This is a genomic window from Candidatus Villigracilis saccharophilus, from assembly GCF_016711665.1.
Genome location: NZ_JADJSO010000005.1, coordinates 82,980 through 107,917, shown reverse-complemented (window position 1 = coordinate 107,917; position 24,938 = coordinate 82,980). Strand labels below are relative to the sequence as shown.

12 protein-coding genes are annotated in these 24,938 nt (G+C 52.6%); all 12 read left to right on the top strand.

The genetic code is table 11. The annotated features are described in order from the left end of the window. Window positions 1–107: 107 nt before the first annotated feature. The 12 genes from IPL17_RS02610 to IPL17_RS02555 all read left to right on the top strand — a co-directional run bounded on the left by IPL17_RS02610 (window position 108) and on the right by IPL17_RS02555 (window position 24,890). The gene (locus tag IPL17_RS02610) at window positions 108–1,760 is read left to right on the top strand and encodes a PAS domain S-box protein (RefSeq protein WP_345305519.1); all 1,653 of its coding nucleotides are present in this window, start codon (window positions 108–110) and stop codon (window positions 1,758–1,760) included. A 38-nt stretch (window positions 1,761–1,798) separates the two neighbouring features. Further along, a complete protein-coding gene (locus tag IPL17_RS02605) occupies window positions 1,799–2,443 on the top strand; it encodes a response regulator transcription factor (RefSeq protein ID WP_345305518.1) in 645 nt (214 codons plus the stop codon). Between the two features lie 352 nt (window positions 2,444–2,795). Next, window positions 2,796–3,245 carry a hypothetical protein gene (locus IPL17_RS02600; protein WP_345305517.1) on the top strand — a complete coding sequence of 150 codons (450 nt, stop codon included), beginning with the start codon at window positions 2,796–2,798 and terminating at the stop codon, window positions 3,243–3,245. A 166-nt stretch (window positions 3,246–3,411) separates the two neighbouring features. Further along, window positions 3,412–3,915, top strand: coding sequence for a hypothetical protein (locus IPL17_RS02595; protein ID WP_345305516.1), 504 nt, complete (start codon window positions 3,412–3,414; stop codon window positions 3,913–3,915). Between the two features lie 60 nt (window positions 3,916–3,975). After that, a complete protein-coding gene (locus IPL17_RS02590; RefSeq protein ID WP_345305515.1) occupies window positions 3,976–4,599 on the top strand; it encodes a hypothetical protein in 624 nt (207 codons plus the stop codon). A gap of 45 nt (window positions 4,600–4,644) precedes the next feature. Next, window positions 4,645–11,049 carry an IPT/TIG domain-containing protein gene (locus IPL17_RS02585; protein WP_345305514.1) on the top strand — a complete coding sequence of 2,135 codons (6,405 nt, stop codon included), beginning with the start codon at window positions 4,645–4,647 and terminating at the stop codon, window positions 11,047–11,049. Then, window positions 10,989–11,993, top strand: a complete 1,005-nt coding sequence (locus IPL17_RS02580; RefSeq protein ID WP_345305513.1) for a hypothetical protein — start codon at window positions 10,989–10,991, stop codon at window positions 11,991–11,993. The genes IPL17_RS02585 and IPL17_RS02580 overlap by 61 nt, the downstream gene beginning before the upstream one ends. A gap of 421 nt (window positions 11,994–12,414) precedes the next feature. Then, window positions 12,415–14,286 (top strand): hypothetical protein, encoded by a 1,872-nt coding sequence (locus IPL17_RS02575; RefSeq protein WP_345305512.1) that lies wholly within the window; start codon window positions 12,415–12,417, stop codon window positions 14,284–14,286. Next, a complete protein-coding gene (locus IPL17_RS02570; protein ID WP_345305589.1) occupies window positions 14,199–18,473 on the top strand; it encodes a peroxidase family protein in 4,275 nt (1,424 codons plus the stop codon). Before IPL17_RS02575 ends, IPL17_RS02570 begins: the two co-directional genes overlap by 88 nt. 321 nt (window positions 18,474–18,794) lie before the next feature. Beyond that, a complete protein-coding gene (locus IPL17_RS02565; protein ID WP_345305511.1) occupies window positions 18,795–19,199 on the top strand; it encodes a hypothetical protein in 405 nt (134 codons plus the stop codon). Between the two features lie 67 nt (window positions 19,200–19,266). Further along, window positions 19,267–20,403 (top strand): hypothetical protein, encoded by a 1,137-nt coding sequence (locus tag IPL17_RS02560; RefSeq protein ID WP_345305510.1) that lies wholly within the window; start codon window positions 19,267–19,269, stop codon window positions 20,401–20,403. Window positions 20,404–20,453: 50 nt separating this feature from the next. Next, on the top strand, window positions 20,454–24,890 hold the full coding sequence (locus IPL17_RS02555) for a multicopper oxidase domain-containing protein (protein WP_345305509.1): 4,437 nt from the start codon (window positions 20,454–20,456) through the stop codon (window positions 24,888–24,890). Window positions 24,891–24,938 lie beyond the last annotated feature (48 nt).

Below are 24,938 nucleotides of genomic sequence, written 5' to 3'. Positions count from 1 at the left end.
CATTGAAAAGCAGCGTGATTTTTACATAGATGGATGATGTATTTTAACAATAAGATCAATCTCTTGCTTGAAGTTTAGCCAGACATTATTAGTATTGGATCTGAAAAATGATAAAACATTCAACTTCTTTAAAGTTTATCCTTCTGATCACCATTGGACTCTTTATTTCTGAAGTAGCTTCCATGGGGATTATTGCTTTTATTCCAAATATTTCATATCTCATCCTTTCGATCATTGACGCAACCTTGTTGATTACGTTTGCCACGCCCCTGCTCTATTATTTTTCCCTGCGGCCCACCTTGACCGTAATTTCTGAACGTGAAGCCGAGATCGTTCAGCGCCGGGAAGTGGAGAGACAACTGCGCATTCAGACCACGGCAGTTGAAACAGCAGCCAATGGGATCATTATCACGAACAAGGATGGAAATATCCTTTGGGCGAATCAGGCTTTCGCGCAAATGAGCGGATATTCTGTTGAAGAAGCTTTGGGTAAATCACCGAATATCCTGAATTCCGGAAAACATGATTCTGATTTTTATAAGAAATTATGGGAGACCCTGCTTGCGGGTAATATCTGGCATGGAGAGATGGTCAACAGGCGTAAAGATGGCCAGCTCTATGTCGGTGAACAAACCATTACGCCGGTCTTTAATTCTTCGGGTGAAATTGAAAACTTTATTGCCATTCAACAGGACGTGACGGAACGCAGGCAGGCGGAAACCGCTTTGCGGGCAAGTGAGAAAAAATTCCGTACCCTGCTTGATTGGACATATGATTGGGAAATATGGACCAACCTGCAGGACCAGGTGATGTATAACTCTCCCTCCTGCGAGCGGATCACAGGATATCATCCCGATGAATTTATTGCGGACTCGGGACTGCTTTTAAAGATCGTTCACCCCGAGGACCGGGATCTTTTCGAGGCGCATGTCCAAAAGACCCATGATGATCTATCAGACTCGATCACAATTGAATACCGTATCCTGACCCGCGATGGAAATGAACGCTGGATCGATCATACCTGCCGCCCTATTTTTGGAGTTGATAATCAATACTTGGGCCGCCGTGTGAGCAATCGTGACATTACTGAACGGAAGCGCATTGAACAGGATATCGCTGAACGAAATGCCAAGGAGAAGGTGCTGGTTGAAACGATCCATTCCATGCAAATAGATATTGCACGCGACTTACATGATTCGATCGGACAGAATATTGGTTTTTTGCGAATGACCCTTGACCGTTTATCGGATGCTGAATCCCGTAAGCATGCGGATCTGCAGATGGAAATCCAGAATATGGGCAAAGTGGCCGATGAGACCTATGATCTGATACGGGGCATGCTGGCAATGCTTCAGTCTGGAAATTCGGTCGATCCATTGAGTTTTTTCATCAGATATGCCGGGCATGTTGCGGAACGGTCCTCTTTTGAGATGAGTGTGTTAAGTCATGGGAATTCCAGACAGTTGGCTTCCTATCAAATGCGCCAGTTATTCTATGTGTTTCGCGAGGCATTGAGCAATATTGAAAAATATGCAAAGCCTTGCCGGGCTTCTGTTGAATTTACCTGGACAGACATTGACCTGTCCTTGGCAATATCAGACAATGGTCAGGGTTTTGATATAAACAGTGTTCAATCCGGTGACCATTATGGATTAAAATTCATGCGTGATCGAATTGAGCGTTTGAACGGGACGTTTTCCCTGGATACCCAGATCGGTTCCGGCACGAACATTAAGATCTCCATCCCTTATGAAAAATAAGGCTTACGATTTTTTCTTTTTTGTTACAGGGTTAAACCATGAAAATACTTATCGTTGATGACCATGTTCTTTTTCGTGAAGGTCTGGCCGCCATCATTCGACCGCAATCTGATATTGAGATCGTCGGGATGGCAGGCACGGTTCGGGAGGCTGTTGACATGGCCCGCTCCGCCAAACCGGATATTATCCTGATGGATTTTAATCTGCCGGATGGCAGCGGTGTGGATGCCACCCGTAGAATCCTTGAAGAACAGCCGACTTGCAAGGTTGTATTTTTGACGATGTCTGAGCAGGATGAAGATCTATTTGCTGCCATCCGTGTCGGCGCGAAAGGATATATGTTGAAGAACATGCATCCCCCGGAATTGGTGGCCGCTTTACGATCCGTGCAACAGGGAGAAAGTGCCTTATCCCGGGCGATGACGCTGCGCCTGATGGATGAATTAAGCCGCACTAAAAAAAGCATTGGGCGCCCGGCCGAGAATACCCTTACGCTTCGAGAGTTGGATGTGTTGCGCGCGATCGCTTCCGGGATGTCAAATCAGGAAATCGGGAGTCACCTCTTCATTTCCGAAAATACGGTCAAATTTCACGTGCATTCCCTGCTCGCCAAATTGAATCTGTCAGATAGAAAAGAAGCGGCAAGTTTTGCCAAGGAACACGGCCTTGTAAATAGGGAGTAGGATGATGTGTGCTTTATTTGAGGCAAGCGCTAAAATTGACGGCTTGTGCTCATAAGAATATTGAACTGAATATCTCTCACAAGAACAGCGACTGGATAACCCGGTCGCTGTTCTTTTATTAACAGGGAAATTTGATTAAAACGATTTGCTAATGTTTTTTGAAGCCGGGGTGAGTGGAATCGTCCGACCAAAGTCAGAAACCTTTAGACTAACGTCTTACATAAATAGGTGACCTTTGCCCGTTTGGACGGCATCAGTATTTTAGTATGATCCAGTTGAGAGATGTAAATTTATCACTGGTCAATGGTGAAAAGAAAAAACTCAAAAAAACTCGTTCGCAAAATACAGCTATTTGAAACAGCTTAATCATGTCCCAAAAATACTGGAGTTTATTCTTATGTTCCCCTCCCATGTAACAACAGTACATCGGATCTTTATTTTAGGGGCATCACTATTCGAAGAAGGGATTGCGAACTTGCTTAAGATTGGAACTGATCTGCAGGTTTCTGGCGCGAAATATATAAATGACAATGTGTTTCTGGAAGATATAACGCAAAACCAACCTGATGTGATTCTCTTAAATGAGGCCGGCCCTTTGAACCCTGCGCGCATATTTGATATGCTTTTTTCGATACCACCGCTGCCTGGGCGGCGTGTAATTATTGTGCGGCTTACCAATAATACGATCGATGTGTATGACTTTCCATACAAGGGTAACCTGAGAAGGTTGCATAAGCGGCGGCAATTCATCGTCACAAATAGGGATGATTTGCTGATTCACTGCGTGAGGGCTGGAATTTAATTGAAGCAGGGGGATTAATCCCTTCCAAAAAAAGCCTTCCGACCAAGGTCGGAAAGCTATAGACCAAAGTTGGGTATTAATGAATACCAATGCCCGTTATGGGGAGATGCATTCTCAATTAATATAATCTTTGAGATTCCGACCCTTGTTGAATTGAGGCCAAACCATGACAAAAAGTTATGAATTAAATTTGAATACGGCGGGCGAGTTTACGCCCAGCCTGACGATCAGCTTTTCCAAAATAATTGCCCTTGTCATCGCAATTTCATATGGCGGTGGATTGTGGGTCAATGTCCAGCACGAACTGGAGGGTGTGCGCGAATCCCATCAGCTGGCGCCCATTCTGCATTGGCTGCGTGACTCAACGTTGGCCTTGATCTTTATTTTTTTCGGCGTTCTGATGGCTGTGGCTTTTTCACGATGGTTGATTCAGCGTACAAACGGACGATTGACTCGTCGCGCTCGATTGACCTTGATTATTGTTTGTGTGGGGGTGTTTAGCGGTGCGGCTTTTGCATTAGGCATCCCGGTCCATGCTTACATTTTTGGAGCTCATCTTGAAGAAGGCGCTGCGCTGGTCGCTGATATGTTGAAGGATGGTTCCTTGGCCGCGCTGGTCAATACCGGGATCGCTGCGTTGCTGGTCTTTGTAATGAATGGAATTGAATAAGTAAAGGGTGTGCTGATTTGGTTGTTTCTATTTTTTTTTTTTTCATAAAAGGACTTCACAATGAATATAAGTAAAACAGTTTTTGCAAGCGATAAAACCCATCTGCCTGCTCAAAAAGATGGCCCGGTTCGCAAATTCCAGCCGTTGGGCTTATTGATAGGTTCGATTATTGTCCTGGCCGGATTGGGAGTTGTGTTGGGTTACCAATCCTTGACCACTGAGACTTCAGCCTTTAGTGAGATTTATTCCATCAATCAGCCCGCGTCTACCAGCTTTGGAACGATCATCGTTTCGGCGGCAGACGACCTGATCGGTCTGACCTCCGAAGATCTGGCTGGCGTGACCCATGGTATCCAAAACCTGGTAATGGCTGATAGTGTCCAGATCCAGCTCACCGTGGCGTTGATCAATCGGAGTACCGCTCCAGTGACCATCGCACCAGATGACCAGTTTCGTTTAGTTTCTCCCCAAAGCAAGGATGCGATCCTGCTCTCCGGCGCAACCATTCGTAGCGGTGAATTGAGGCCGCGCTCGAATATTCATGTCACTTTGAGTTTTGTTGTGCCGCGCGATGGCGCAAGCTACACCCTGCAATATCTGGACCCTAAAAGCGAGCAGATCGTACAGATAGATCTGGGCGGCGTGGACGTTGTATCTGAAGAAGAAATGAAAGACGTACATTGATCGATCGGGTTAAATTATTTTTTTTGATGACTTGTTGGAGAAAATATGAAAATTAATTCTACTTCCAAAAAATTTCTACTCGCTTTTTTGATCGCCTACGGTGGCGTTTTGTGGCTTAACGTATGGCATCGGATCGGGCACAGCTATGGAATGATGGGCTCTGAACCCATGCTGTCATGGCTGCGTGACTCCGTTATTGTCCTGCTTCCAGTCTTGTTGGCGGTCTTGATCGGCACTGCCGCCGCGCAATGGTTGGGCAGGTTGTCCAACGGCAGGATGCCGCCGCTGGCACAAACCTCGCTCTCGGTTGTGTTTGTGGGCGTTTTGTCCGCACTGGCTATGGTTATGATCGAAAGCAATCCCAGCCTGCGGACCGGCCTTGGAAATGATTTCGCGCTTGAGGTCAGCATTTGCCGAACCATTAACTCCACCAGCTTTCAAATAGTGGATTCATTGTTCCGCAATTTTTCAGATTTTCAAGTTGCCCGTTTTTATGTAATGCTGAAAGATGGCGTCAGCCTGTTTGCCGCCGCTATGGGGATCACGGTTTTGATGATCCTCACTTCGAGCGAGATCGAAAAAATATTTGAGACCAATCTGGAAGTGAAAACTATCAAGGTGCCGGCTTCCGCTTCCATAAAAAATGCCAGAATTCTTCCTTCCGCTGTTGTTATATTTTCCATCATCATTGTTTTTGGCGGAAATTTATGGTTAACCATATTCAATGCCGCAAGCGGTGCCGGCTGGCTGCAGTCTGCGGGTATGAACCTGCCTCTGGTCATTTTGGCTGTTGTTATCGCGCTGCGTACTTCCCGGCTGTTGCTTGATCATTATGACGAAACTGCTTCCAAATTATTGGGAAGCGCGCTTGTTATCTCATTGGTGGCTTTGATCGGCAGTGTTGCTTTAGGCCTGAGCGACACGATCTTAAATATCTGGTCGGGTACGCATCATCAGATCGGCGGCAGGGAATTATCCCAGCTCGGTCATTGGGGATACCAATCGTTGCTTTCATTGCCCATAAATCTTGCGCTTGCTGCATTCGTTTATTTTCTTTTAAAAGGCAGCCTGTGGACAGTTCAGCCCATGCAGCCTCTGCCATGGCAGGTTCCATACGCAAAGTTGGGGCGTCAATTCACCTCTCTCAGCCTTGCTGTTATTATGATCCCGTCACTTCTCGGGTTGGCAAATGGCGCTTCGGTTTTCGCTGCCGGTCCAGGCACCTGTCCCGGGAGTGCTCCAGTAAAAACCTTCGATGTCTCGGCAATTGATGTCACCATGTGGCTTGATCGTTTTGGAGTTCACGATCCGAACGCGCACATGTATGTGCTCGACAGCGTCATCCCTGCGGTGCGTGCCCAGGAAGCTTTGGGACCAAATGGACTTTCGATCGGCTTGCGTGATGACCCGATTCAGCCGCTGGCGATCCGCGCCAATATGGGTGATTGTGTGGTCATTAATTTCACCAATAATGCCAGCGCCGCGGTCGGTTCTGCAACCACGACCAATATATATGGCATGCACATTGATGGTCTGGCTTTTCAGACTGACTCTTCAGGCGATGCCATCGGCAACAACCCTTCGTCGGCTGTTGCAAATGGCGGAACCATCACCTATACCTATTGGATTCCCAATGACCCCACCCTCGAGGGAGCGCACTATATTCATCCAGGACCCGGCAATCGCCAGGCTGTAGCGCACGGATTATTCGGCACATTAAATGTAGAACCGCCCGGTTCCATCTATCTCAACCCGACCACCGGGCAGCCTCAGCTATCCGGTTGGGAAGCGGACATTATTCCGGGGAACGGCAGGGCAGCCTTCCGTGAGAATGTTCAGGTCTATCACGAGATCGGCAATGAAAATGAAACCAACGTCCCGGTCGATATTACTGGCGCGACGCTGCCGGTCATTGATCCTCTTACACATGCCTACCGTCCTGGTTCCCGCGCCATCAACTATCGCTCCGAACCTTTCATGGATCGTCTTGAGTATGCTCCCGAACAAAAATCTGTCGTGTATGGTTCCTATACTTTTGGCGATACGACCAACGTCATCCCGCGTGGATATTTGGGCGACCCGACCAAGATCCGCCTGGTACATGGCGGCAGCGAAGTATTCCATGTGTTCCATCTGCATGGCGGCAGTGTCCGCTGGCGTTTCAATCCTCTGGCAGACCCTGCTTATGATTATGGTCATACAGGCATCAATAAGTGGCCGGTTGATATCGAATCTCAATCGGCGCGGCTTGATTCGCAATCCATGGGACCCGGCGAAGCGTTCAATCTGGAGATCGAAAACGGCGCGGGCGGCGGACAATTAGGCGCAGGCGAATTCCTCTTCCACTGCCATATTGCCCATCACTATTTTGGCGGGATGTGGGGCTACTGGCGCGTGTTCGATACCCTGCAGCCTGACCTTATGCCATTACCTGACCGAACTCCGATGCCTGTGGCTGTTGATTCTTCAGGCCTGATCGGCAGGACCATTAACGGTCAAACGATCAATGCTCAAAATCTCGATGCCTGGATCCGCCCGCAGCTCCCGACACAGGGTGTGACCAAGGATATTAATGTTCTTACGGGAGATACGGCCGATCATGACGCCTCCGTCTGGGATTGGACGGTTGATCCCGGGACCGGGCTGTATCTTGGCGAACCGGATAGTTTATATACCATTCCAAGCGGACCACTGCTGGGTGACCCCTGGCCGGATTATGCCAATGTCGTGCCCGGCCGTCCCTCTGCCTTGATCGTTGATCAGCAGATATCCATGAATGGAGTTGACTTTAATAGCGGCGGTTATATTGGCAACAGGCCAAAGATCCTGTTCAATCCGGAAACGGGACGTCCCGCCTTCCCGCTCCTGCGTCCGCACATTGGCAAACGCCCGCCTTTCTCTCCGAACGGTCACTCTGGAGCGCCATATCTTGGTGAGTCCGGGAATGCAGCTCCCGTACCTGTCATCCCGTTTGGCTCGACCAGTACAGAACCCATTGATCCGTGGGCGAATCGCTCTGATGCGATCTGTCCGGTCGGCGCGGCGTTGCAAACCTTTAACATTGTCGGAATAGGAGTGCCGATCCAGATCACCAAGGCCGGCCAAACTGACTTGGGCGGGGCTCTCTTTGCTCTGGCTGAAGATAAAGATAACATGTATGCGGATATGGACCTGCGTGAATTGCTTGCCATTCGCGGGAATATCGGCGACTGTCTTGCGGTAACCTATGTAAGCGAGCTCACCGATGGCGGCAATGAAGTTCCGTTCTCCAAATCCAACATTCATATCCATCATGTCCAGTTTGACACGCAAGGGTCTGATGGTGTGATCTCGGGTTTTTCGTTTGAGCAGTCCGTCCGCCCGTATAAGATTGTTGACCCCCAGTTGACCGCTGCGGTAAATCCTGGTGATACTGTTTTGGCGCTAACCAATGTGACCAAGTTCCAGCCCGGTGTTTGGATCGGTATAGGTCTGGGCACGGATGGGATTGAGATCCGTCAGATCACTTCGATCAATACGCTGGCCTCAACCGTGACAATTAGTCAGCCGGTTAATAATTCTCATTCCATTAATGAATGGGCTGGCACAGAGTTCGTTCAATATCGCTGGTTTCCGGATGTCGAACTCGATAATGTATTCTTCCACGACCATGTCAACGGTGTTCATGGCTGGAGTCACGGCATGGTTGGACAGTTGGTGATCGAGCCTGAAGGCTCCACGTACCATGATCCAGTCACTGGTGAGCAGATCAAATCTGGCGCGATCGCGGATATTCATACAAATAATCCTTTGATCCCGGGCGTGATTGACGGCAGTTTCCGTGAGTTCGTGCTGTGGACGATCAACGATCACACACCTGTTGAGGCAACTCTTAACCTGCGCGCCGAGCCCTGGGCGGATCGCAGTCTCGACCCAGCCTTAAGGTTTAGTTCCAATAGTCCGCAGGGAGATCCGTTCACGCCGATATTCCGCGCCTACGCCGGCGACCCGGTTGTGATCCGAAATATCAATGTTGGGCAGGGCACCAATGTCTTGCGAATTGAAGGACATCGTACCTTCTGGGAGCCGCGCTTTACCAATGCCCTGGGTATCTCTTCCAGCCCGATCGATGCAATCCATTCGACTGTGTCTGAAAAATACACATTGGTTCTGGAAGGCGGCGCAGGCGGACCGAATCATATTCCCGGCGATTACATCTATCATGACGGGGAGAACCGCCGCTTTCAGAGCGGAGCATGGGGCATTCTCCGCGTGCTACCCAGCGCGGTGGGGAACCTCCAGCCATTACCAGGTCTTGGCAGTATTCCCGCTCCAAAAGCGATCTGCCCCATTGGTGCGCCGGTCCATAACTTTAATATCAGCGCGGTTGATTTGCCCAGCACGGCGGCTGGCGGCGGTGACAAGGGTCGCTTGGCTGCCTTTGTCCCAACAACCGACGTCGCTGCTGTGTTGAACAAGACCAAGTTCCCTGAACCTCTGGTCCTGCATGTGGCTGCCGGGGAGTGCGTGAACGTAACCCTTACCAATCAACGCGCCACAGCCAGGGCATCATTCCACCTTGGCGGCTTACTGCGGGATATGAATTCCAGCGGTATTAACATTGGCTTTAACTCCGATCAAACCATTGCCCCGGGACAAACCCGCACCTACACTTATTATGCCGATACGCATAAACTTGAAAGTGTCATGATCTCTGATTTTGGCGGCGATAATTCCGGTTTTGACGGCCTGTATGGCGCCATGGTTGTCGCTCCGGCCGGCGCCACCTTTAAGAATTCCAACGGCTTCCTGACGGATAAGGGCGCGCTAGTTGACGTCTTCGTGCCCGGTCAGCCTCCCTACCGCGACTTTACCCTCATCCTGGCAGATCAGGACCCGGTCATTGGCCAGAATGAGATGCCTTATCCGGAAGATGTGAGCGGACCTGCGCTGATCAACTATCGTCAGGTCCTGGGCCGTGTTGATAACGCGGATATGTTCAGCTCGTTAGTGAATGGAGACCCAACCACCCCCATCTTGAAGGCTTATGCCGGCGACCCGGTCAAGGTGCATGTTCTTGGCGCGCCAGGCAGTGAGCAGTTGCATGTCTTCAACTTGGGCGGTATGTCCTGGCCCGGCGATATGTACATCTACAACTCGAGTCAGTGGCAGAGTCGCGCGGTCGGTCCATGGGAAAAGATCGATATTAAAGTGTCCGGTGGCGCCGGCGGCGTATCGCAAGCGCCGGGTGACTACTTCTACGGCGATATTCGCCGCCCATTTACCCAGGCCGGCATGTGGGGCATCTTCAGGGTATTGCCCAACACATGTTCCACGGGCGGGGTGGCGGGAACGAGGTGTCTTATTCAGACTCCGCCCCCGAGCGTGACCAGCATCAGCCCGTCCACTGGACCGGTTGCCGGCGGTACAGCGGTCACCATCAATGGATTCAATTTCAGCACGACTGGCACGGTCATTAAGTTTGGTGCGAATGCCGCGACGAATGTTTCCTGCAGCAGCACTACAAGATGTGTCGCCACCAGCCCGGCTGGAACGGGTATGGTTGATGTGACTGTGAATGTTTATGGGCAGGTCAGCGCTGTCAATAGCAATGATAGATTCACTTATGTGTCCCCTGCACCTTCAGTGACCGGAATTACCCCCAACTCCGGCTCCACAAATGGCGGCACAGTCGTTGCGATCTCCGGTACAAATTTTGATATAACACCCGGGGCAACCACGATTACATTCGGCGGCGATGCCGCTACAAATGTATCTTGCAGCAGCCTCACACTTTGTTCCGCCGAAACTCCACCCGCTTCTGTCGGTATTGTGGATGTGATCGTAACTGTCGCTGGTCAATCCAGCACTGCGAGTGCGGCTGATAAGTTCACTTATCTGGACACAACACCGCCAACTGTAGTCTCGAGTACCCGCCTTAACGCTGACCCAACAGCGCTTGGCTCGGTCAGCTTTATTGTCACCTTCTCTGAAGTGGTGAATGGTGTTGATGAATTGGACTTCAACTTGGATCCCACCGTAATCGGCGCCTCGGTCACCAGCGTAACCGGAAGCGGTACCACCCGCACTGTTACTGTGGATACCGGCACAGGCAGCGGTACACTGCGTTTGGACGTAACGGATGATGATAGCATTCTTGACTCGGGTGGTAATCCGTTGGGTGGGACAAATGTCGGTAACGGTAACTATACAACTGGTGAGAGTTACACAGTTGACAAGCGGCCATCTGCATTCGTAAAGTCGGCGCCGGCAACCTTGTCGAGCGGGCTTGCGACCAACCAGGTCATCAGCTGGGGAGCCAGCGTCGGGGCAGTCTCCTATCAATACTGTATTGACACTGTCAATAACTCGACCTGTGAAACGAGTTGGGTCAACACGGACAACCCGAAGTGCCACCTTGGCCCGGGCTTGCCGTCGGTCAAACCTACTATTGGCAGGTACAGGCAGTGAACACATTCGGAGCGACGGATGCCAATGGCGGTGTCTGGTGGTCTTATTCGACCCGCTCTGGCGCTTTTACCAAATCGGCTCCTGCGAATGCCGCGACAGGCGTATCGCTGACCCCGACCTTGACCTGGAGCGCCAGCACTGGAGCGACATCGTACCAGTACTGCGTAGATAGCACGAATAACAACACCTGTGACAGCGGCACGTGGACCAGCACAGGAACGGTAAGGAACGCGGCGTTGAGCGGCTTGTCTGGAAACACCACCTATTATTGGCAGGTGCGGGCAGTGTACGCGGGCGGGTTCAATTATGCAAATGCTGTAAATTCCTGGTATAGGTTCACAACAGTGACTAGCGTGCCAGTTGTGCCTGCTGCGTTCAACAAGTCAGGTCCAACGAATGCGACAACAGGGCGTGCTGTAAATCAGGCGCTAACGTGGGCAGCGAGCAACGGAGCGGTATCGTACCAGTACTGTGTTGATACAGTGAACAATACGACCTGTGATACGTCCTGGGTCAACGTGGGGACCAACCTGACGGCTGTGCCAGCTGGGATCGTGAATGGACAGACCTACTATTGGCAGGTACAGGCAGTCAATGGAGTGGGAACAACGGATGCGAATGGCGGCACGTGGTGGTCGTATTCAACCGTACCGGGTAACTTCACGAGGGTGTCGCCTGCGAACGGGTCAACGGGAATAGCGAAGACGCGGATGCTGACATGGAGCACGAGTAGTGGAGCGACTTCATACGAGTACTGCATAGACACGAGCAACAACAATGCCTGTGATGGTGGCTGGGTGAGCACTGGATTGGTACGGAATGTGACGCTGAGTTTGAGCGGATCGACGACGTACTACTGGCATGTGCGCGCGGTATATGCATTGGGGAATACCTATGCAAATAATTCTGCCACAGGGTATTGGTCGTTCACGACGGTTCCATAGGATAGAAGTAGAGGGATCCCCGCATCTTTTGGGGAGTTAGTGAGAGGTCTGTCAGAATCAACCCTGACAGACCTCTTATTTTTTAGTAAGACTTCATGAGCACAGAGACGTAATGAATAAATTCTGATCAAGAATGTTAGGGCTTGACCAGGCCTTCCGACCAAGGTCTGATAACTAAAAGACCAAAGTTGGGCGGGGAGTTACTCCCTTTGCCCGTATTGCGTATGGGGGTTTGCAGATAACATATCTCAAACAAGACATGAATTGTCCAAAATAAGGCCTGTCGGTTTATGTTGTTATTAATTTTTTAAATATAAGGTCAATTCAATTTCAGAAAAAGGAGTCTGCCCATAAAAAAATAATGAATTCCTTAATTATTTCAATCTACCCAAACTGTCTTTCAGATAAAAAAGGATAAAAAATGAAAACAAGAATCTTTAATCGCATATTCCGTGTCTCGTACGGAAAGATCAAAACAGGATTACGCACATCCATGTTCGTCATGGTGATGTTGTCCATCCTCATGTCCAGCGTCGGTGTGGGCACTGCCCAGGTTTCCGCCGCCAATGTAGTCGGGCAGGGTTTCACGATCACACCCTCAGACCTGGCTTTCATTCTTAAACAGATCAAGATCGCTGAACGGCACTCCCGTGTGCTGGCAGGCATCGAGCCGGGTGTGCCCGCGAATCCGAATCCTTCAACGGATCCAGTCTACTGCCAATCCATGATCGGTTTAGGCGAGGATCAGATCGCGAGTCCTCTGCTCGCTTTTGGCCTCCGCACAGTGGATGGTATGTGTAATAACCTCCAGCCCGGTCAGGCTGCCTTTGGCGCGGCTGATCAGACCTTCCCGCGCCTGGCTACTCCTGAATTCGGAGCGGCGGAGGATTCCAATGTCCCCGGTATTGGACCAGTCGGTCCTCCCGGACAGACCTCATACGCGCAAACATCCGGTTCGGTTGTCGATTCCGAGCCCCGCATGGTCAGCAACCTGATCGTGGATCAGACTTCCGCTAATCCGGCTGCTGTTTCGGCAGCGGGTTTCCCTGTTAGATCCCAGGGCAATGAGGGTGTCGTTCCTTGTACAATTCAACCGTCGGAACCAGGCGGACCCTCTCCTCTTGGTTGTGTGCCGCAATATGAAACCTTGTTTATCCCGAACGTGACCACGGACGTTGGCCTCTCCCCCCCATTCAATGGTCTGTTCACGATCTTTGGTCAGTTCTTTGATCACGGTTTGGACAAGATCACCAATGGTGGTAATGGCGTTGTATTCATCCCGCTTAAGTCGGATGACCCCCTGGTTGCCGGCGATGACCATATTTTTGGCAATGCGGATGACCTGCCGGCGAACCTGCGTTTCATGGTTTTGACGCGCGGCTCCATTGTGACTGGCGAGGATGGTTTCCGTAATTCCCCCAACACCGATACGCCCTTTATTGACCAGAGTCAGACCTATACATCTCACTCTTCACATCAGATCCTTCTGCGCGAATATATTAATAACACTGCGGGCAATCCTGTTTCAACAGGCAAGTTCCTCAGTTCGGCGGATGGCGGTCTGGCCAATTGGGCCATGATCAAGAATCAGGCTGCGACCTTGCTCGGGCTTCAGCTCGTGGACTCGAACGTTGGTAACATCCCGATGATCGCCTCCGATCCTTATGGCAATTTCATCCCAGGTCCTGCGCGTGGTCTGCCGCAGTATGTGACCGCCAGTGGTCTGGTTGAAGGTGATACCGCCAGCCCGGTGCTTATCCCGGCAGATGCGTTCTTTATCAATACCGCCTTCTTGAATGACATCGCTCATAGCGCCGCCCCCACAGCTGGCGGACCCGATGCCGATGGCGTTGCCGGCGGAAGCTTGGACACCCCTGTCCCCGCGGGTTCCTATGATGATGAACTGCTCGACCTGCACTTCATTTGCGGCGATGGCCGTTGTAACGAAAATATCGCCTTAAGCGCTGTGCATCAGGTCTTCCACTCTGAGCATGACCGGCTGGTCGATGACATTGAGAACATCCTGATTAATGATACAAGCGGTATCACAAACATTACCGATTGGCAGCTCGCGCTTGGCGCAAATGGCGTGGAACGGCGAACGCCTCTTCCAGGCCGCCCGCTTCATCACCGAAATGCAATACCAGCACTTGGTGTTCGAAGAATTTGCGCGCAAAGTTCAGCCAGGCATCAACCCCCTTCCCAATATTTGCATTCAATCAAACGGATGTTGATCCGGCCATCACAGCTGAGTTTGCCCACGCGGTCTATCGCTTTGGTCACTCCATGCTGACCGAGGATATTGCCCGCATTAACGCGGACGGTTCGAGAAACGACATCGCGCTATTTGACGGGTTCCTTAATCCCGCGGAATATTACGACGGCGGAACCGCCGGTCCGCTGAATTCACAGCAAGCGGCTGGCTCCATCTTCATGGGCATGTCTGACCAGGTTGGTAATGAGATCGACGAGTTCGTCACCGATGTGCTTCGCAATCATCTGGTGGGTCTGCCTCTCGATTTGGCCGCCATCAATATGACCCGCGCCCGCAGTGAAGGTGTTCCCTCTCTGAACAACTTCCGCAAGCAGGTATTTGCGGCAACCAATGACAGCCAGTTGACGCCTTATACAGACTGGGTGGATTTTGGACTTTCATTGAAGCACCCCGAGTCTTTGGTTAACTTTGTGGCTGCGTACGGCCAGCATCCCACAATTACAGTTGAGACCAGCATTGAAGGTAAACGAACCGCGGCTGACCAGATCGTGAACGGCACAGTTTTGCCCGGGCCGGATCTTACTTTTGGTATTGACTGCGGCCTGGTTACCGCGACCCCGGAATGTGCTGATGATATCTTCCCGCCCGCAGACAGCGCTGACTTCATGTTCAGCAGCGGCGCGTGGGCGAATGCCGGCTCCACATCCATCACCGGCGTTGACGATATTGACCTGTGGATGGGCGGTCTGGCGGAACGCACGAACTTGTTCGGCGGTCTGTTGGGCAGCACTTTCAATTACGTGTTCGAAAAGCAGTTGACCGATCTGCAAAATGGCGACCGGCTCTACTATCTTGCCCGCACATTGGGCATGAACCTGCGCACCCAGCTTGAAGGCAATTCCTTCTCCGAATTGGTGATGCGCAATACCAACGCGCACACCTTAAAGGCGGACCCGTTCGCAACAGCGGACTGCAAGTTTGAATTACAACGCCTGACCTTTGGCGCTGCCGGCTCGGTTAATGACGACCCGCTTTCAGAGTGCAATGAGAACGCGCTCTTGATCCGTATGGCAAACGGCACGATCCGTTACCGCACCGCCAACTCCGTGGACCCGGCCGGTATCAATGGACAGGCTGTCTACAACGGTAAAAACGGTAATGTTGTTGATCGCATTTGGGGCGGTGTGGACAACGATACCTTCTGGGGCGGCGAAGGCAATGACATCATCGAAGGCAATGACGGCGGCGATATTGCCCTCGGCGGAGAAGGCAACGACATCATCACCGACTCGCATGGCGATGATATTCACAAAGGCGGACCCGGTAATGATGCGATCGATACCGGACCCGGCTTGGATATCGCCATGGGTGCCAGCGGCAATGACTTCATGAATGGCGGCGAAAACGACGACGAATTGCTTGCCGGCGAAGGCAATGACTTCGGCCTCGGCGGGGATGGAAGTGACGCTCTCGTCGGTGACGCTGGCGACGATTGGCTGCAAGGCGGCCCCATGCTCGACCTGTTGATTGGTGACAGCTCGACCTTCTTCTTTGATGACCATAATGTGCCAGGTCATGATGTGATGATCGGTCAGGGCGGCGATGATGACTACGATGCCGAAGGCGGCGACGATATCATGGTGGCCGGCCCCGGCCTCGAAAAGAACGCCGGCGCCTCCGGTTGGGACTGGGCCATTGGCCTTGGCGATCCCCAGCCGCAGAATATGGATCTTCGCATCCGCATTCTCCCGGGCCCGCAGCCAGTGAATGAGATCATAGAACGCTTCAATGAAGTGGAAGCCCTCTCTGGTTGGAATTTGAATGATATTTTACGCGGCGATGATTTTGTTCCGGCCGATGTTACCGGCGCGGGTGTGGCGGGCTTTATTGGCTGCGATGCGCTGGATGCTGACGGCGTGGCGCGCATCAGCGGGTTTGACTCGCTCATTCCGTCCTCCCTGCTTACCCGTGACCCGGCGCCCATTATTGCCGCCTCCACCACACACTTCTGTATGCTGACCGGCAATGTCTGGGGCGAAGGCAACATCCTGCTCGGCGGCTCCGGCAGCGACCTGCTCGAAGGCCGCGGCGCGAATGACATCATTGATGGCGACAAGTATGTTAATGTCCGCCTTAGTGTCCGCGATAATTTGGGCGTTGAGATCGGCAGCACTGACCTCATGGAACATGCTGCGCTTTCAGGCAATTTTGGACCTGGCACCGCTGGTATGAACCTGCAGCAGGCCGTCTTTGCTGGTCTTGTTGACGCTGGCAACATTGTTATCGTACGCGAGATCCTCTCCAACCCCGACCCGGGCGATATTGATACCGCGCTCTTCTCCGGACCCAGTTCTGACTACACCATTACAGCCAACCTTGATGGCAGCGTGACAGTCGATCATACCGCTGCAATTGGCGGCGGCGGGGGCGGTGGTGCAAATGACGGCATTGATACGCTCTGGAATATTGAACTGCTTGCGTTCACTGACGGCACCTTCCCCTCACCAGTTTCCCTCTGTAAACTGTTGACCATCAGCCACACTGGCTCAGGCAGCGACCCGATAGCGGCTCCAGTCAATTCATTTGGCTGCCCGATCGGTCAATACATGCCCGGTGAGAATATCACACTGAGCGGCGCCGTACCTGTTGCGGGCTTCCAGGTCAGCGGCTGGACTGGCACAGACAACGATGCCAGCACTGCGGCAAGCAATACGTTCACCATGCCCACCATCAACCACAGCGTATCTGTCGCCTATGTGGATGCTTCACCAGAGGTGGTTTCGAGTGTACGTGTGAATGGAAACCCAACAGCGCTTGGCTCCGTGAGCTTTATTGTCACCTTCTCTGAAGTGGTGACAGGCGTAGATACTACAGACTTCAACTTGAACCCCACCGTCAGCGGTGCTTCTATCACAGGCTTGACCGGAAGCGGTACCACCCGCACCGTTACTGTGAACACTGGTACAGCCAATGGCACATTGCGTTTGAATGTAATTGACGATGGCACCATTCTGGATAATGTGAATAATCCCCTTGGCGGGGCAGGGCTGCAAAACTATACAACTGGTGAGAGTTACACAGTTGACAAGCGGCCATCTGCATTCGTAAAGTCGGCGCCGGCAACCTTGTCGAGCGGGCTTGCGACCAACCAGGTCATCAGCTGGGGAGCCAGCGTCGGGGCAGTCTCCTATCAATACTGTATTGACACTGTCAATAACTCGACCTGTGAAACGAGTTGGGTCAACACCGGGACAACCCGAAGTGCCACACCGGCCGGGCTTGCCGTCGGTCAAACCTACTATTGGCAGGTACAGGCAGTGAACACATTCGGAGCGACGGATGCCAATGGCGGTGTCTGGTGGTCTTATTCGACCCGCTCTGGCGCTTTCACCAAAGTGGCTCCTGCGAATGCCGCGACAGGCGTATCGCAGACCCCGACCTTGACCTGGAGCACCAGCACTGGAGCGACATCGTACCAGTACTGCGTAGATAGTACAAATAACAACACCTGTGACAGCGGCATATGGACCAGCACAGGAACGGTAAGGAATGCGGCGTTGAGCGGCTTGTCCGGGAACACCACCTATTATTGGCAGGTGCGTGCGGTGTACGCGGGCGGGTTCAATTATGCAAACGCTGTGAATTCTTGGTACAGGTTCACAACAGTGGCTAGTGTGCCAGTTGCGCCTGCTGCGTTCAACAAGTCAGGTCCAACGAATGCCACAACCGGGCGTGCAATAAATCAGGCGCTAACGTGGGCAGCGAGCAGCGGAGCGGTATCGTACCAGTACTGTGTTGATACAGTGAACAATACGACCTGTGATACATCCTGGGTCAATGTGGGAACCAACCTGACGGCTGTGCCAGCCGGGATCGTGAATGGCCAGACCTACTATTGGCAGGTACAGGCAGTCAATGGAGCGGGGACGACGAATGCCAATGGCGGCACGTGGTGGTCGTATGCGACCGCACCGGGTAACTTCACGAGGGTGTCGCCAGCGAACGGGTCAACGGGAATAGCGAAGACGCGGACACTGACATGGAGCACGAGTAGTGGAGCGACCTCGTACGAGTACTGCATAGACACGAGCAACAATAATGCCTGTGATGGAGGCTGGGTGAGCACTGGATCGGTACGGAATGTGACGTTGAGCTTGAGTGGATCGACGACGTACTACTGGCATGTGCGGGCGGTATATGCATTGGGGAATACCTATGCAAATAATTCTGCCACAGGGTATTGGTCGTTCACGACGGTTCCGTAGGATAGAAGTAGAGGGATCCCCGCATCTTTTGGGGAGTTAGTGAGAGGTCTGTCAGAATCAACCCTGACAGACCTCTTTACAAATTGGATCCCTGGGGCATTTTCTTGGAATACTGAAAAATGGGGCTTTTTACCTCTGCTTCAGCGAAATAATGAATTTTTCCCTGAAATCCACGATCTGTAACAGGGATTAACCCATGGATTAATCCCCGATAAAAAAATACCATCCTTAGGATGGTATTTTTTTAATCCTTAAAAGCGCCCAAGATAGAAGCGCTATTCTTCGATCCCTGCTATCCTGTAATGGTGAGGTAGATAAAACATGGATGATGATGCGTTGAACAACATTTTTGAGGATGAAGCCATAATGAAATCAAGGAAGGTCATCGTTTGGGGACAGGATGATCTCTTGTCTTGGGCGGTGAATTTCTTTCTCACTGCCAGAAAAGACTGGGAGGTACTCAGCTTTTCCTGCGACCTGGGCATTGACTTTTTAATACGACAGGTCGAAGATTTGAAGCCCGATGTGGTGGTGGTTTATCAGACGAAATGTGTCAATAGCGCGCGCATGCTCATGCAATTGTTCTATACCCGCCCGGAATTGACCATGATCACCGTGGACCCGCAGGATAACACCATGGAAGTGTATAACAAAAAGCAGATCCTGGTCGAACGGGTCTCCGATCTTATTTCGGTCGTGGAAGGCCAATATCATCCGGTTCATTAGCTCAGCGTCATCTGGTTTTATTTTTTTTCATCCAAGTAATATCAAAAGATTAAAAAAGGAGAATACAATGGCTAGACAAAAATTTTCAAACCTTGTTCTTGCGATCCTTGTGATCACCTCCCTGGTGCTGGGCGGCTTTTTCCCCGTTCAGGCGCTTGAACAAGCCCCGGCTCCAGTTGAAAAGGCGATCGAGGAAATTACCATTCCCGAAGCGCCCGCTGCGGCCCCCATTGACCCGGTGGACGAGACCTTGGTCCCGCACTACTTCGGACCCTACCCGAACTGGGCCAATAGCCCCCAGGTTTTGGCTGACGCGGTCGTTACGATCACACCAAACTTGGGTGAACCGGATCCCGGCGCGATTGTGGACGCGGAAGCTACCGCCAGCGTTGACCCAAGGACCGGCGTGATTTCTGGCGTTACCATCACCAGCCCCGGCACTGGCTATACCCTGGCTCCGAGCGTTGCCATCACTTCTACAACACCCGGAATGCCCACAACCCCGGCGGTTGCGAATGCCGAGATCTCACTCGGCGTGCTTAGCAGCATCACCGTCGACAGTGTTGGTTTTGGTTATACCGCCCCGGTTGTGACCATCAGCGGCGGCACCCCGAATGGTGGCATTTGTGTTGATGCCACAGCCGAGGCATATGGCGGCGTTGACTCTGTTTTCCTTGCTGATCCTGGCGATGGTTATGTGATCGAGCCGATCGTTGTGTTTGGCTTGCCGGACGACCCCAATGGTATTCAGGCGCAAGGCGTTGCGGATATGGCCAACGGGTCTATCACCGGCGTGTTTGTGGTCAACCCAGGCTCCGGTTATAAGACTGCCCCGACCGTCAGAATTGACGATGGGAACAATCCTCCTGTTGGAGGCCTCCCCGCCGTTGTGACTTCGACCATCAGCGTTGACCGCATTGATGTCACCTGCGGCAGCGCGGGCTACGACACCGCCCCGTTGGTGGAAATCACCGACCCGACCGGTTTCGGAGCAGACGCGAGCGCCACTGCGAATCTCTCCGACCTCGGTAGTGTCACAAAGATCACTGTCACTCCAAGGGCGCCGGTTACCTCACCCCGGGCCTTAAGAAGTTCATCGATCCCCTTCCCGGACTTTGCACCCCCAGTGCCACAGCAGGCCAATGGGGTACTTGTTCTTCTAGTCCTACCTCCAAGCAGATCCCTGTTGGTGTTCCCGATATAAATACCTACCCCGGTACCGACTATTATGAGATCGGGCTGGTGCAGTATCGCATGAAGTTCAGCTCCCAACTGCCCGCCACCCTTCTGCGTGGTTACGTCCAGCTCTCGTCTGGCTCCGTTCAGGGCGGACAGGTCGCTTTATCCAATGCGAACGTCGATCCGCTCGCTGCCAGTGCTCCCATCGTTGGGTACACGGGCGTCACCAACCCGCATTATCTGGGACCCACGATCATCGCCACCAAGGACAGGCCGGTGCGTATCGTGTTCCGCAACCTGCTCCCGACCGGTGAAGCTGGCAACCTCTTCCTGCCGGTTGACAGCACCCTGATGGGCGCCGGCGAAGGGCCGAACGCGATGACCCTCGATGCCAATAATGTGGTCGAAATGGACCCCCTTGAAAACCAGGAATCCGTGACCGACCTTGTTCGCAATCCACTTTGCGGAGAACCCGGCATTAAGCCGAATGACTGCTTCGCAGAGAACCGCGCCACCCTTCATTTGCACGGCGGCATCACTCCATGGATCAGCGATGGCACTCCGCACCAGTGGATCACTCCTGCCGACGAAGCCACCGACTATCCTGAAGGTGTGAGCGTTAAGAATGTGCCGGATATGAACCTGTGCAGCCCCGCTGACGACGGTTGCCAGACCTTCTTCTACACCAACCAGCAGAGCGCGCGCTTGATGTTCTATCATGACCATGCCTGGGGTATCACCCGCCTGAACGTCTATGCTGGTGAAGCCGCTGGTTATGTCATCACCGATGACACCGAGCAGAAGTTGTTTGTTGACGATACTCCTCTTGATCCACTTACCAATACAGCCCTCTTTAAAGATCTGGGCATTGGTACCCCGTTGATCATTCAGGACAAGACCTTTGTTTCAGACAAGATCCTGGAACAGGATCCCACCTGGCAATCTGAGCGCTGGGGCGGCACCGGCAGTCTTTGGGCTCCGCATGTTTATATGCCGGCTCAAAACCCGGGTGACGTCTCTGGTATGAGCGGTTTTGGACGCTGGATGTACGGTCCGTGGTTCTGGCCTCCCGCCGGAGATGCCAAGTACGCCCCGATCCCCAACCCATATTATGGCAAGGATCCGGATGGTGTAGATAACATTTCGGGTAATGCTGATGACTGGGATACTGATCTAGCGGTTCCTTGTACCATTGACGATCCAAACACCTGGCAGTACAAATCCGATCCGTTCTGTGAACCGGCCCAGATTCCTGGAACCCCGAACGTCTCGGTCGGTATGGAAGCCTTCAACGATACACCCCTCGTTAATGGCACCGTCTACCCGACCACTACCTTGCAGCCGAAAGCCTACCGCTTCCGCATCTTGAACGCTGCCAATGACCGCTTCTGGAATCTCTCCTGGTATGTTGCCGATCCGCGCACTGGCACCCTTAGCGAAGTTGCTTTGAACCCCGCCGAGCTCGCCGCCGCGCAGAACGACCCGGTTATCTTCCCGACCCCCGATACCACCTGGAGCCCGAAGGGCCCGAACTGGATCCAGATCGGTTCTGAAGGCGGCTTCCTGCCCGCTCCTGTGGTCATTCCCGCCAGCCCGACCGTCTGGGTCACTGACCCGACCCGTTTCGATGTTGGTAATGTGGATTACGGTTCTTTGATCCTCGCGCCGGCTGAACGCGCTGACGTGATCGTGGACTTCTCAAGATTCCGCGGCAAGACCCTCATCCTTTATAACGATGCCCCGGCTGCCTTCCCGGCCCGCGTGCCCAGCTATGATTACTATACCGGCGCTCCTGACCTCTCTCCTGTTGGCGTTCCCAGCGTGCTGCCCGGCTACGGTCCCAACACCCGCACCATCATGCAGGTCAAGATCTCGACCGCGACCGCCGCAGTACAGTTCGATTCTCCGACCAACACCACAACGGACAGATTAGCCGTCCTTCAGAACGCCTTCAAGCATCAACCTGATGGCTCTGGTGTGTTCGAGTCTGGTCAGAACCCGATCATCGTGGGTCAATCTTCCTATAACTCCGCCTATGGCACCAGCTTTGTGAGCAGCGGTTGGTGCAGTGACGCCAGCCCCAACCCAACTGCCAAATGCGATGGGTACGCGCGTATTATGGAACAGAACGGACGGGCCGAGGATCTGTCAATTGGCAGACCCGCGGATACATTTGGCACGCCCTTCAAGTTTGATACGCTTGGCTCATTGAAAGATGGGAATGGTCCTCAATTGGAGATCGGTTTTGAACCGAAGTCCATTCACGATGAAATGAACTCTGCCAGCTTCGATGAGTTTGGACGCATGACCGCCAACCTCGGTCTTGAAGCTCCCGGCGCCACGCCGCTCCTGCAGAATATTATTTTGTATCCCTATGTCAGTCCGCCTACCGAGGTTCTCAGCGCTACCAATTCAAATAGCTTTGATGTGACCCCCATTTCTTCCGCCGCGGATGGCACTCAGATCTGGAAGATCACGCATAACGGCGTGGATACCCACCCGATCCATTTCCATCTTTACGATGTTCAGGTGCTTAACCGCGTCTCCTGGGACAATATTGTCCAACCGCCGGCTGGAAATGAGCTCGGCTGGAAAGACACTCTACGCATTAACCCGCTCCAGGACACCATCGTGGCTGTGCGCCCGATCATACCCAAGCTGCCCTTCGGCCTGCCCGAGAGCAAGCGCGTCCTGAATCCCATGATGCCTCTGCACGCCCAAGGAGATCCAAATACGAATTTGGGTCTGGAAGCAGGTTTCAGCAATATCTGGGTGAATGGAAATGCAATACCGGCGGTAAATTATCTTAACTGGCCTACCAACGGCGGTCTGGTTTCCAATGAAGTGTTCAACTTCGGCTGGGAATACGTTTTCCACTGCCACATCTTGAGCCATGAAGAAATGGACATGATGCGCCCGGTCAAGGTCATTGTCCCGACCACCCTGCCGGATGCGCCTGTATTAAGCTTTACGGGTTCGCTTGGCGGTAATATCACCATTAATTGGACCGACGGCACGCCCGTGGACTATACCCTCCCCGCGACTTGGCCCACAACTTGGGGTCTTCCCAAGAGCGAGATCGGTTATCAGATCTATCGTGCAGTCTATACGGCCGGCGTTCCTGGACCATACACTTTACTTGGAAGTGGAGTTGCAAACCAGACCAGTTTTGTGGATAATACGACTTCAGCCTTGGGTGCATACAGCTATAAGGTGGTTGCCTATAACGCTTCCGGGGATACCACTTCAATACCGCTCAAAGTGGGCTTGACTTCACCTGCTGAATTCAGCAAGTCCGCCCCTGCTACCCTGTCAACAGCTCGACCCACCAATCAGACCCTCTCTTGGGAGGCAAGCGTTGGCGCAGATTCCTACGAATATTGTGTAGACACGAACGGCGCCAATACAACCTGTGATGCCCCCGGTGGATGGACGAATGTTGGAACCGCTTTGACCGCCGCCCCGGCCGGATTAGTGACCGGACAGACCTACTACTGGCAGGTACGCGCAATCAACACGGATGGTACGACTCCCGCCGATGCAGATACCTGGTGGTCCTTCTCAACGGCCTCTGGTAACTTTACTAAGTCATCGCCCGCCAACGCTGCGACAAACCGAGCCCTGGCACAGATCTTGTCCTGGAGCACCAGCTCCGGTGCGAATGCCGGAACAGTGACCTATCAGGTTTGTGTAGATACCAGTAATGACAATACCTGTACCCCGGCCAATGCCCTCACAATTCCGGGCACAACCGATGTTGGCGGTGGCTGGTACAGCACAGGCACGGTCAGGAATGTGGCGCTCACTTTGAATCCCACCACGACCTATTACTGGCAGGTTCGCGCGGTCTACGATGGCGGCTTTACTTATGCCAATGGCCTCAGCGCTTGGTACCGTTTTACGACTTCCAACGGCTTCCCGGCTGCCTTCAACAAGTCCGGCCCGACCAATGCCTCAACTGGACGGCCCTTGAATCAGGCGCTTACCTGGTCGGCGAGCCTCGGCGCAACCGCTTACGATGTTTGTATTGACACGGTCAACAACACGACCTGCGATACCGCCTGGACCCCGCTTGCCAACGTTCTGACCTACTCGCCCGCTGGGTTGGTCAACGGCCAGACCTACTACTGGCAGGTGCGCACCACCAACGCCTATGGAACTACAGAGGCGAATGGCGGTACCTGGTGGTCATTCTCGACAGTCCCCGGTAACTTCACAAGGTCGGCACCGGCCAACGAAGCAACTGGTGTATCGAGAACTCCCACTCTGACGTGGAGTATCAGTTCCGGTGCAAATGCAGGCACGGTAACCTATCAATACTGCTACGATACGAGCAACAATAATGCCTGTAATGGTACCTGGACGAGTACTGGCACCACCAGAAACGTTACCTTACCGACCTTGACAGGTAATACCATCTACTACTGGCATGTTCGCGCGGTCTACGCAGGCGGTTTTACTTACGCCAATAACTCAGCAACTACTTTCTGGAGATTTACAACACTGCCATAGAAAAGAAATATGGTTTTCCCGGAACTATTCGGGAGTATGAAAAAAGGT

What these genes read in the sequence shown, in the direction of transcription:
- IPL17_RS02595 (WP_345305516.1), top strand. Translation starts at nt 3,412, where the DNA reads ATGACAAAAAGTTATGAATTAAATTTGAATACGGCGGGCGAGTTTACG.
- IPL17_RS02575 (WP_345305512.1), top strand. Translation starts at nt 12,415, where the DNA reads ATGAAAACAAGAATCTTTAATCGCATATTCCGTGTCTCGTACGGAAAG.
- IPL17_RS02610 (WP_345305519.1), top strand. Translation starts at nt 108, where the DNA reads ATGATAAAACATTCAACTTCTTTAAAGTTTATCCTTCTGATCACCATT.
- IPL17_RS02585 (WP_345305514.1), top strand. Translation starts at nt 4,645, where the DNA reads ATGAAAATTAATTCTACTTCCAAAAAATTTCTACTCGCTTTTTTGATC.
- IPL17_RS02605 (WP_345305518.1), top strand. Translation starts at nt 1,799, where the DNA reads ATGAAAATACTTATCGTTGATGACCATGTTCTTTTTCGTGAAGGTCTG.
- IPL17_RS02590 (WP_345305515.1), top strand. Translation starts at nt 3,976, where the DNA reads ATGAATATAAGTAAAACAGTTTTTGCAAGCGATAAAACCCATCTGCCT.
- IPL17_RS02560 (WP_345305510.1), top strand. Translation starts at nt 19,267, where the DNA reads ATGGCTAGACAAAAATTTTCAAACCTTGTTCTTGCGATCCTTGTGATC.
- IPL17_RS02565 (WP_345305511.1), top strand. Translation starts at nt 18,795, where the DNA reads ATGGATGATGATGCGTTGAACAACATTTTTGAGGATGAAGCCATAATG.
- IPL17_RS02555 (WP_345305509.1), top strand. Translation starts at nt 20,454, where the DNA reads ATGAAGTTCAGCTCCCAACTGCCCGCCACCCTTCTGCGTGGTTACGTC.